This is a genomic window from Roseateles sp., from assembly GCF_036486225.1.
GTDB lineage: Bacteria > Pseudomonadota > Gammaproteobacteria > Burkholderiales > Burkholderiaceae_C > Roseateles.
This window is the reverse complement of record NZ_DASVNZ010000142.1, coordinates 1-11,560: the sequence shown is the minus strand read 5'-3', so window position 1 is coordinate 11,560 and position 11,560 is coordinate 1. Positions and strand designations below refer to the sequence as shown.

At 66.2% G+C, this 11,560-nt stretch carries 7 protein-coding genes; 3 read left to right on the top strand and 4 right to left on the bottom strand.

Translation table 11 applies throughout. The features are described from left to right. Positions 1-96: 96 nt before the first annotated feature. Together VF536_RS09790 and VF536_RS09785 are read right to left on the bottom strand one after the other, a co-directional pair. Complete coding sequence (locus VF536_RS09790; protein WP_331614655.1) at positions 97-543, bottom strand: cold-shock protein; 447 nt, start codon at positions 541-543, stop codon at positions 97-99. Between the two features lie 202 nt (positions 544-745). Further along, positions 746-2,740, bottom strand: coding sequence for a S9 family peptidase (locus VF536_RS09785; protein ID WP_331614654.1), 1,995 nt, complete (start codon positions 2,738-2,740; stop codon positions 746-748). A 278-nt stretch (positions 2,741-3,018) separates the two neighbouring features. Here VF536_RS09785 and VF536_RS09780 point away from each other — a divergent pair, with 278 nt between their 5' ends. Further along, positions 3,019-7,347 (top strand): RHS repeat-associated core domain-containing protein, encoded by a 4,329-nt coding sequence (locus VF536_RS09780; protein ID WP_331614653.1) that lies wholly within the window; start codon positions 3,019-3,021, stop codon positions 7,345-7,347. A 422-nt stretch (positions 7,348-7,769) separates the two neighbouring features. Further along, positions 7,770-8,177: a hypothetical protein gene (locus tag VF536_RS09775; RefSeq protein ID WP_331614652.1), complete on the top strand. Its 408-nt coding sequence runs from the start codon at positions 7,770-7,772 to the stop codon at positions 8,175-8,177. A gap of 13 nt (positions 8,178-8,190) precedes the next feature. On the opposite strand, the gene guaD is transcribed toward VF536_RS09775, so the two are convergent. Next, a complete protein-coding gene (guaD, locus tag VF536_RS09770; RefSeq protein ID WP_331614651.1) occupies positions 8,191-9,504 on the bottom strand; it encodes a guanine deaminase in 1,314 nt (437 codons plus the stop codon). Positions 9,505-9,552: 48 nt separating this feature from the next. Beyond that, positions 9,553-10,512, bottom strand: a complete 960-nt coding sequence (locus tag VF536_RS09765) for a LysR family transcriptional regulator (protein ID WP_331614650.1) — start codon at positions 10,510-10,512, stop codon at positions 9,553-9,555. Positions 10,513-10,663: 151 nt separating this feature from the next. Here VF536_RS09765 and VF536_RS09760 point away from each other — a divergent pair. Beyond that, positions 10,664-11,560: 2Fe-2S iron-sulfur cluster-binding protein (locus VF536_RS09760; protein WP_331614649.1), on the top strand; the 897-nt coding region annotated here is incomplete at its 3' end.

The following is an 11,560-nucleotide window of genomic DNA, read 5'->3' as shown; positions in this document are numbered from 1 at the left end:
AAAAGGCTGCCCATGAGGGCAGCCTGAAAGAAGCGGAGCAACGAGCCTCCGCGAGGGCGACGGGGCTGCAGGTGCCAGCCCCAAGGAGTCAACTGGTCAGCGGCCCACCTGGCCTTGGGCCTTGGCCTGGCTCGGGGTCTGGTCCTGGGTCTGGGCCTGGCTCTGGAACTTGCCGGCGATCGCATGGCTGGCTGGCGACCACACGGTCGCGCCCACGCCCAGCAACAGCAGCACCAGCACGGTCCAGGTCAGCGGCGAAGTGCGACGGCGCGCGATCGGCCGCGGCGGGCGCGAGCCCATGCGCGCGGGACGCAGCTGCGACGGCAGCTTGTATTCCTGCAGACGGTGCACGCGCACGGCCTGTTTGCTGCCGTCACTTCTGGACACAACCTCGAAGCTCAGGCGCTCGCCTTCGCGCGGCGACTGGCCGTCCATGGGGAAGGCCGACACATGCACGAAGAGGGCGTCACCGCCCTGCTCCGGCTTGAGCATCCCGTGGCCGCGCTCGGCGTACCAACTTTCCAACGTGCCATCGAATCGCATGATCTGAACCCCCATCGTGTAGAAACCCGACGCGCCTCGCAGGCTTGTGGCCTGCGCATGGCGTCCTGGACCGGGCGCTTCTCTCTGTATCCGGACAAAAAGAGCCCGGCGCTCGGCCGGGCTTTTCTGTGTGTGGGGGCATCGTGCCGGACCCGGTGCGGGCCACGGCAACAGGCTGTAAACCGTGCAACTTCACACGGTTTCAGTTCTTCAATCCGGGCTTCAGGTACTTGTCCAGGAATTCGAGCATCTTCTGGTTGGCCTCGATCTGGTTCTTCTTCTTCGAGAAGCCGTGGCCCTCGTCGTCGAAGACCACGTACTCGACCGGCACGCCGTTCTTCTTCACCGCGTCGACGATCTCGTCGCTCTCCGGCTTGATCACGCGCGGGTCGTTCTTGCCCTGGATCACCAGCAGCGGCTTGCGGATCTCCTTGGCGTGGAACAGCGGCGAGGTCGCGATCAGGAAGTCCTTGTCCTTCACCGGATCGCCGATCTCCAGGTACAGCGCCTTGCGGAAGCTCTCCCAGTACGGCGGGATGGACTCCAGCGTGCGCAGCCAGTTTGAGACGCCGAAGATGTCGATGCCGACCTTGAAGGCCTCCGGCCGGAAGGCCATCGCGGCCAGCGTCATGTAGCCGCCGTAGCTGCCGCCCATGATGCCGATGCGCTCGGGATCGATGACGCCGGTGCCGGCGAGATAGGTCTTGGCCTCGATGCAGTCCCACAGCGGCTCGCGGCCGTGCTTGCCGTCGTCCGCGGTGAAGAAGGTCTTGCCGTAGCCGGAGCTGCCGCGGTTGTTGATGCCCAGCACCGCGTAGCCGTGGTTGACCAGGTACTGCACCATCGCTGCGTAGCCGCGCGTGGTCTGGCCGCCGGGTCCGCCGTGCACCATCACGACGGCCGGCACCTTGTTGGTCGGCGACGCCTCCTTCGGCTCGTAGTAGACGGAAGGGATCACCATCCCGTCGAACGAACGGAAGCGCACGATGCGGCCTTCGACGAGTTCCTCCGGATCGATGTCCTTGGACAGCGTGCGCGTCAGCTGCTTCACCTGCTTCGTCCCGAAGTCGTAGACGTAGAGGTTGCTCGGCGAGCGGTCGCCGTTCAGGTAGAACGCCATGCGCTGGCTGGTCCTGGAGAAGGTCACGCCGCGCAGTTCGCCGCCGGGCAGCTTGGGCAGGGTCACCGGCTTGCCGTCGGCGGTCTGCACGATGCGCAGTTCCAGGCTGGCATCGGCGTTGACGCCGGTCACACGGTAGCGGCCGTCGCGCGAATAGCTGCTGTAGACGATGTCCCAGTCCGCCTTCTCCAGCTCGCGCTTCTGGCCGGAGGCCAGGTCGTAGGCGATCAGGCGCTGGAACTCGGAGCCTTCGTTGGAGAGGATGAGCAGCGTCTTCGATTCCGGGTCGAAGTCCGTCGTGCTGAACGAGGCCACGCCCTGGTGCGGCGTCAGATGCTTCGTTTCCTTGCTCTGCGTGTCGTACAGGTAGACGTCCGAATCGGCCGTGGTGTTGGTCTTGCCCAGCGCCACCCAGCGGCCGTCGCCGCTGACGTCGAACACCGCGTTGCCGTCGTTGTTCTGGTAGATCAGCGTGCGGGCGTAGGTCTTGGCGTCGTAGCGGTAGACGTCGATGTAGCGCGCGTCGCGCTCGTTGGTCGTGACGAAGAACGCGTCGCCGTCGCGGCTCCAGCCGGTGAAGCCGGCCTTGACCTTGTCGCCGGGCGTCAGGTCGCGTTCGCTGCCGTCGAGCTCGCGCACGATCAGGTGGTTGTTCTCGTTGCCGCCCTGGTCGCGCGTGAACAGCACGCGGTCGTCGGTGCGGAAGTAGCTGACGGCGTAATGGCTCTCCGTCGTCGACCTGGTCAGCGCCACCGGCTCGCCGCCGTCGACGGACTGGCTGTAGACGTTGAAGATCCCAGTCGCATTGCTGCTGAACAGGATGCGGCGCTCGTCCTGCGAGAACGAGGCCCCGCGCACCGAGGTCGTCGCCATGAACTGCTCGATCGTGTAGGGCTTGGCGGGCCGCGGTTGCGCAGGCTTGGCTTGCGCCTTGGCGGCCGCGGCCGTCGCCGGCGTCTTGGCGACCTTCTCCGTCGCGGCCTGTGCGGGGATCGCGAGCGTCGTGGCGGCGGCCAACGCCAGGCACAGCGCGGTCAATGCCGCCTTCGGCGTGCCCTTCGGGGACAAGTTCGTCATCGGGGATCTCCTCTCCTGATCGGTCCCGGGGACGTCCCGGGATCCGCTGACTGTAGGCATCGGGGTCAGGATTTGACTATCCCCGGTTCCACGCGCTGCACCCTGCCCCGACAGGCTGCATGCAGAGGCGACGGACGGCTGAGGCGACGGCATGCCTGCCTCGGTGAGCGCGACGTCCCCGTCCCCGGCTCTCTACGCGTTTTCCATATGTCAGCTTTGTGAATGCGGTTGGATAGTCCGAATCCTCAATAAAAGGCGCTCGACGCCGAGGGAGGACCATGCATCCGCATCACGGGGTGGTGCGCGCGCACGCGCGCTCGATCATCTGCACGGCAGCGACGCTGCTTGTCTGGGGTCACTCGAACGCCGCCAGCACCATCCAGCAGGAGGAGCGCGATCGGTGCGCATCAACCGAAGGCTGCGTCTTCGTCGAAGGGCGGCACTCCTTCGACATCGTTGACCCGCGCAGCTTCGGCAACCCGGCGTCGGATCTGGCCAAGGCACCTGGCGACGCAACGGGAACCGGCGGCAACGGGCGCGCCGAGAACGCTGCCGATCGCTCCAACGAGACCTGCGCCAACCCGGTCCGGCTCTCCAACGGCAACAAGGTCGAGGCCGAGCTCGACTTCGCCTCGTCCGTGCCGTACGGGCTGCTGATGCGCCGGACCTACATCGGCCAGTCGGCGAAGTCCGGCGCCTTCGGCCCGAAGTGGCATTCCATCCTCGACATGAAGGCGCAGGCCTCGGCCGCAGGTGACTGGCCTCCCGTCATCCGCCTGCATCGCCCCGGCGGCGACACGCTGGTCTTCGAACTGGACGGCACGCGCTGGCGCACACGCCTGATCGGCAACCAGTTCAGCAATTCGACCTGGATCGAATCGGTCAACGGCCGCTGGGTTCATCGCACGGCCGACGGCAGCACCGAGGTCTACTCGCGCGGCGGCAGCCTGCTGAGCGCGGCCAATCCCGAAGGCGTGACCTGGACCTTCGACTACAGCGACCCGGATCGCGTGGTGTCGCCCACCACCGCCAACGACTCGCTCTATCGCGTGCGCCACGCTGGCGGACAGGCCATGGGCATTCAATGGTCGGGCGGACGGGTCTCCCAGATCACTGATCCGGCGGGCAATGTCTACAGCTATGCTTACTCGGGCGGCGCGCTGGCGCAGACGACCTTCCCGGCCACGCAGCATCAGGTCGGTGGATACAACGTCTACGGCGACACGATCACGTACCACATGAGCGGCGGCCAACTGCTCGGCAAATCGCTCAACGGCGTGAGGTACTCGACCTTCACCTACGACGGCGCGGGTCGGGTGCTCTCGTCGGAGCACGCCGGCGGCGTCGAGAAGTTCACCTTCGAGTACCTGACGGCATGGACCACGCGCGTGACCAACGCGCTGGGCCGCAAGACCACGTACTACTTCAACTCCGACCCGACCACCGAATACGAGTACAGCTGGGCCAGCGGCGATGCGTCGACCTACTGCCCGAGCTTCTCGACCTCGTCCGTGAGCATGGGGCCGACGGTGCGCTACGAGCGCGACTCGAATCTCTACCCGACCGAGACGGAGACGGACTACGAAGGCTCGGTCATTCGCGTGACGCGCGGCGGCACCACCAGCACGCCGCTCACGACGACCTACCAATGGGACGCCTTCCCAAAGAGAATCCGCGTATCGCAGGGGCCGATGAGCCGGCGCGATCTGGCGTACGACGCGAGGAACCGGCTCGCGTCGGTGACCGATACCAATACGTCCGCCGTCGGCGTCACGGGGCAGGCGCGCACGTCGACCTACTCGTACGTCGACGCCGACGGCAACGGGCTGCCAGAACAGATGACGGTCGATGGCCCGTTGCCCGGCAGCGCCGACGCGGTGACCTACAACTACGACAGCGCGGGCAACCTCACGCAGCGCATCAGCGCGGCGGGAACCATGACGCTGTCGGGCTACAACGGTCTGGGTCTGCCGTCGCAGATCACCGATGAGACGGGCGTCACGACGACGCTGTCGTATGACGCGCGCGGCCGGATGATCTCCAGCACGCGGGCGGGCTTCACGCAACAGGCTGCGTACTCGGTGCTCGGCGCGGTGCTGGATTCGAGCGCCTCGGACGGCGTCGAGCGCAGCTACGGCTACGACGCTGCGCAGCGTCTGTACCGCGTCAGCGACAAGGGCGACAACCCGGCATTGCCGATCTCGCAGAGGACCTACAGCAACTTCTCCTTCACGCGCGATACAGCGAGCAATGTGACGTCGAGCTCACGCTCGGTCTCCGGCGGCTATTGGACGACGGTTTGCCCGTTCGATCCCTGGGGCGATCCGACCGAATGCCCGAACCCGGACACGGTCTGGGTGTCGTATGAGACGCCGGTGGCAATGTCGTTCAAGGACTTCGACGAGGAGAACCGCGTGCGCGCGGTCCGCGGGAACGCGGGGCAGCGCTGGACCTACACCCGCCTGGGCAGCGGACTGGTGGACAAGGTCGTCGACGCGACCAATGTGACCATCGAGCAGAACGGCTATGACGAGCACTTCCGCCTGAAGACCCGTACCGACGGCGGTGGTGGCGTCACGACCTTCGGCTACGACACGGAGGGCCGAGTGACCTCGGTGAGGGATGCGCGCGGCAACACGACGACCTACACCATCGATGGTCTGGGGCTCGTGCGCTCGATCTCGAGCCCGGATACCGGAACGACGAGTCTGGGATACGACGCCGCGGGACAGTTGACCTCGGTCGCTTCGGCCAACGGTCAGAGCCAGTCGATGGGGTATCTGGCAGATGGTCGGCGCTCGACGATCACGGCGAGCAATGCGTCGAGCACATTGGTGCGGACCTACGGCTACGACTCATGCCCATATGGAGCGGGCAAGGTCTGCAGCATCGCCGAGAGCAACGGCGAAAGCATCGCCCTTCAGTACCACGCCAGCGGCGCTGCGGCCACGCGCACGGACGTGATCGCGGGTCAGTCGCTGACGACGTCCAAGGGCTTCGACGCCATCGGACAGGTCTCGACGCTGACGTATCCCAACGGCGTGGTGCTCAAGTACGGCTGGGACAAGGGCCGGGTCGTCAGCCTGCGCGTCGTGGTGAACGGGGTGGAGCGATCTGTCGCCGCAGGCGTTGCTTACGGGCCTTTCGGTCCCATGACCCAGTTCGCCGACGCGTCGAATCGGACGCAGAGCTTCAGCTATGACCTGGACGGCCGGTTGTCGCAGATCTTTGCCTCGGGCGCGCAGGGTCGGACCTACGGCTACGACACGCGTGACCTGATGACATCCATCGCGGGCAACGATGCGGTGACGGCACGCTACGACAACGCCTATCGCCTCAAGGGCTTCGACCAGAGCGGCGCGACCGCAACGATCGGCCTCGACGCGTTGGGCAACCGCACGCAGTACTCGACGTCAGGGGTGTCGCAGACGCTGAGCATCGACAGCGCGAGCAACCGCCTGATTGCCATCGGCGGTACGCCGGCGCGGAGCTACGGCCACGACGCGGCAGGCAACCTGATCCGAGAGACCCGCGACGGCGGGACGAACTGCCACTACTACGACCCGTTTGGCCGACTTCAGTCCTTCAGCCGATTCGGCGGATCGGTGGCCTGCCCGGCGACGCCGGGCGGCACGGTGTCCAGCTACCGATACAACGGCCTGCAGCAGCGCAGTTTCAAATCCAGCGGCGGCGTCGATCGTCGATTCGTCTACGGCGAGTCGGGCGAGTTGCTCTATGAGGCGGCGTCCAACGGGCAGCAGCGGAACTACGTCTGGATGAACGGGCGGATCGTGTCGATCGTCGCCAACGGGACCGTCTACGCGGTGTACGCCGATCAACTGGGCCGGCCGGAGATGATGTCCAACACCGCCGGCGCGGTGGCCTGGCAGGCGAGGAACCAGCCGTACGATCGAGTGGTGACGGTGGACTCGATTGGAGGAATGAATCTCGGCTTCCCGGGGCAGTATTTCGATGCAGAGTCCGGGTTGTGGCAGAACTGGCATCGGTACTACGATGGATCGATCGGTAGATACACTCAAAGTGACCCAATCGGACTGGCTGGGGGCATCAATACCTACGCATATGTCGGCGGAAATCCGATTTCAAGAATTGACCCCTATGGCCTGTACTGCCTCAGCGAAAAGCAGATTGGCGGCATCGCCGGGGGTGTCGGCGGAGCTTTCTCCGGAGCGATTGCCGGACTGCAGGCTGGCAATGTGCCAGCAGCAATAGCGCTTGCTGGTCTCGGCGGTGTGAGCGGCGCTTTCGCCGGAGCTTTGGGATCGGATACAGCAGGCAATGCAGGCTTGGGTGGAGCCGCCTCGGCGGGCATGAGTTCGACAACGATTCCATCTTCAGCGTTGGGCGGGGCTGTGGGCGGAATTGTCGGGATGGAGTTGGCCTCGTCAGGAATGAGGGATACGCATGCATCAATGGTGGGAGGAGCCGTAGGAGGCGGGTTAGGCAGTTTTGCAAGCGGGTTCCTCAAGAGCGGGTTGCTCAAGAGCTCCCTGAAAGGGGGGCTTGGTGGTCTGGCAGGTGCCGCGATATCGGCGGCGCTTACCGAGGCGTTGAGGGCGGGAAATGACTGCGGATGCGGAAAATGAAAAAGTACTCAAGACTCATTGTTGCCTTCTGTGTCGGGGTCGCCGTTTTGGCATCGACTATGGCGGCCATACTCTTCCTTCAGACGTGGTTGCCCGCCAATGGATTTAACGTCTCAAAGAGGGTCTTCATGGTTGTCTCGCTCGGTACCCTTGGCGCCGCATTCGCCATAGGAGCCAAGCTCTGCTTGAAAGAAGCCAAAAGGCTTGAGCCCGGCAAGTCAGCCTAGGAACTGCGAACAACTGGCGGATCTCCTGAAGCAGGAAGAGCCTCTCCCGGAAGTCGCCGCAAGACTATTGCTGGAGATGAAATGCGGCGCCTTCGGTACGATGTACCGATAGGAACGGCAGTCATCGTGGCGCGATGGAGCACGGCCATCACTGCGCCTCACATGGCCATGTACTGAAATCATGGAAGACGCTGTATGACCACCAGAGCTTGGTTTCTGGTCTTTCTGTTCGCAGCGACGGCAACCACCGCGAGCGCCCGGGAAGTCTCCCTCATCAACCTCATCGCCACGCCTACGGCATTTCATGCAAAGCCGGTCGTGATCTTGGGGTTCCTCCATTCGGAGCGGGAGGGGGATGCGGTGTACCTTCATCGCGATGACTGGGAACAGGGCATCGCCAAGAACGGCCTCTGGATTGACGTTGATTCGATTCCTGTCGAAAGACTCAAGGAGCTCAACAATCGATACGTTCTTGTTGAGGGCACTTTCGACATGGTGAATCAAGGACACCTGGGATCATGGTCCGGATCGATCCACAGGATCACTCGTATCGAGGCATTGCGCCCCCTGCCAAGCCAGCAAGCGCCTGGCCGAGTGAACTGACGGGTCTCGCCTGTCAGGGCCTGCGATAACGCGGCACGCCCGCCACGTAGCTCGCCACCAGATTCCGGTCATCCGACAGCGTCATCCATGCGAAGGCGCGTTCATGCGGATCACGCGCCAGGCTCATGCGCGCCTCGGCGACCGGGCCGGTGGCCCAGTCCCAGATGCAGACGTCGGCCAAGGTCTTCGCACCGAAGTGGCCCAGCTCGTCCGACAGGCCCAGCGCCTCGGCCGCGCCCAGCGTGGCCGCATGCAGCCCCGCCCAGGCAGTCAGCCGCTGGCCGTTGAGCGCCTGCACCTTGTAGCCGTCCGCCAGCGTGCGCTGCGCCGAGAGCGAGGTCCCGCCGCCCACGTCGCTGGCCGCGCTCACGCGCACGCCCGCGGCGAGCGCGCCGGGCCAGTCGAACAGCCCGCTGCCCAGGAACAGGTTGGAGGACGGGCAATGCGCGATGTGGGCGCCCGTGCGCGCGACCACGCGGCGGTCCTCGTCGTCCAGCCAGATGCCGTGCGCCAGCACCGCGCGCGGATGCAGCAGGCCGACGCGGTCGTAGACATCGAGGTAGCTGCGCGCTTCGGGAAAGAGCTTGGCGACCCACTCCACCTCACCGCGGTTCTCCGCGACGTGGGTCTGCATGTAGAGGCTCGTATCGGCGCGGCACAACGCGCCGGCCATCGCGAGTTGCTCCGGCGTGCTCGTCGGCGCGAAGCGCACGGTCACGGCGTAGGACAGGCGCTGGCGGTTGTGGTGCTTCGCGATGAGGTCGAGGCAATCGCGCTCGGCCTGCACGACGTCGTCCCGCAGCGCCTCGGGCGCGTTGCGGTCCATCAGCACCTTGCCGGTGATCAGACGCATGCCGCGCTCGGCGGCGGCGTCGAACAGCGCGTCAGCCGAGACCTTGTGCACCGTCGGATAAACGACCGCCGAGGTCGTGCCGTGCGCCAGCAGCGCATCGAGGAACCGGCCCGCGCCGAAGCGCGCGACCTCAGGGTCCTGGTAACGCTGCTCCGCCGGGAAGGTGTAGGTATTGAGCCAATCCAGCAGCTCGGTGCCGTAGGACGCGATCACGTCCAGCTGCGGGCTGTGCACGTGCGTGTCGACGAAGCCCGGCAGGATCAGCCGGCCGCTGTGATCCTCGCGGACCCAGCCCTCGCCCGGGTCCTCGGCCTGCGCGCCGACGATGCGGCCCTGCTCGATCAGCAGCCAGTGGTCCGGACGGAAACGCACGGCGGGGTCGTCCACGCGCGCCCAGTGCGGCGCGGCGGTGAAGTCCAGCAGGTCGCCCTTCAGGGCCAGGCGTGCGGGAGCGGCGGATCGGTCGGTCGTCATGCGTTCAGCGGAAAGGGATTCGGAGGAAAGGAATTCAGAGGGAACAGGTCACTTCACGAGCTCGCGCGCGACTTCGCGCACCTGCTCGCGCAGCCAGCGCAGCGGCGCGCTGTTGTGGCTGACGTCGTGCCACAGCTGGTAATACGTCATCGGCGGGAACGCCACCGGGCAGCGCAGCACCGTCACCGGCAACTGGTCCAGGTAGCGGTTGCAGAACAGCCGGCCGGTGGTCAGCACCAGCAAGCTGCGCGCCACCATCTGCGGCAACTGCCCGAAGTGGGCGCAGCGCACCGCGATGCGCCGCTCCAGGCCGAGCGAGGCCAGGTGCTGCTCGATCACGCCTGGCTGGCCGGGACTCAGCGGCATCGGCGCCAGGTGCTGGCAGTCGAGGTAACGCTCCTGCGTCCAGGCGCGCGGTGTCATCCTCGCGGCGGGGTGGTCCTGGCTGACCAGGCAGACGACCTCGTCCACCAGCAGCCGGCCCATGTGGAGCTCGCCGGGCGGCTCCAGCCAGTTGCCGATCACGAGGTCCACCTCGCCGCGGGCGAGTGAGGCGCGGTAGTCGAAGTCGGCGTTCAGCGGCTGCAGGTCGAGCTGCACGCCCGGCGCCAGCCGCTGCAGATGCGCCACCAGCAGCGGCAGGAACAGCGGGTCGAGGTAGTCGCTCGCCGCGACGCGGAAACGCAGCTCGGCAGTCGCAGGATAGAAGCCGGTCTTGCGCAGCCGCGCGCCGAAGAGTTCGTCGGCCTCGCGCAGCAGGCGTTCCGCGGGGGCGAGCAGTTCCAGCGCGGTCGCGGTCGGCGTCATCCCGGCGCCGCTGCGCACCAGCAGCGGATCGCCCGTCAGGGTGCGCAGACGCCGCAGCTGCGCGCTCAAGGCGGGCTGCGTGCTGCCGAGCCGCATGGCGGCCCTGGACACACTGCGCTCGGAAATCAAGGTATGCAGGACCCGCACCAGAAGGAGGTCGATCTTGTCGAAATTCAGCGCTTCCGACATGGTCCATGGCATATAGATGTCATAAGCTCCATCGTATAACCATAGCGATGTCAGAGGAGTACCGTTCCGGGTAATTGCATCCGGCGGCGCCGGTGCCCCACCCTCGCCCGCATCTTGCTTGCCCGCCAGCGGTCCTTCCGGCCCGCCCAGCCTGCTTCCGTCCATGACCGATCCCCGTCCGATCCGCTTCTTCCACCAGGGTCAGCTGCAGTCCGTGTCCGGGCTGCCGCCGACCACCACGGTGCTGCAGTACCTGCGCGAGCACGCCCGCTGCGCAGGCACCAAGGAGGGCTGCGCCGAAGGCGACTGCGGCGCCTGCACGGTGCTGGTCGGCGAGCTGGACGCGGACGGCCAGGCCGTCGAACTGCGCAACGTCAATGCCTGCATCCAGTTCCTGCCGATGCTCGACGGCAAGGCGCTGCTGACGGTCGAGGACCTCGGCGACAGCGCCGACCTGAACCCGGTCCAGCAGGCGCTGGTCGACTGCCACGGCTCGCAATGCGGGTTCTGCACACCCGGCTTCGCGATGACGATGCAGGCGATCTATGAGCGCCACCAGGCCTGCGGCACTCGACCGGAGCGTCAGGCGCTCGCCGACGACCTTGCCGGAAACCTGTGCCGCTGCACCGGCTACCGGCCGATCCTGGATGCGGGCGAACGCATGTTCGAGGTACCCGCGCGCACCATCGACCGCGCGCCCATCGTCGAGGCGTTGCGCGTCCTGGCCGGCGATCCGTCGCTCCATTACGAAGCCCCTTCCCGCGCCGGTACGCCACAGCGCGTCTTTGCGCCGCGCTCGATCGACGAGTTCGCCGCGCTGCGCGAGGCGATGCCGCAGGCGCGGCTCGTCGCCGGCGCGACTGACGTCGGCCTGTGGGTCAACAAGCAGCAGCGCGAGCTCGGCGACGTGATCCTCACGGGGCGCGTTGACGAGATGCGACGCATCGACTCGGTGATGGCGCAGGACGGCACCACGATGCGCATCGGCGCGTCGGTGACGCTGGAAGACGCCTGGTCCGCGCTGACCGCGCGCGTGCCCGCCCTGCGCGAGCTGTGGCTG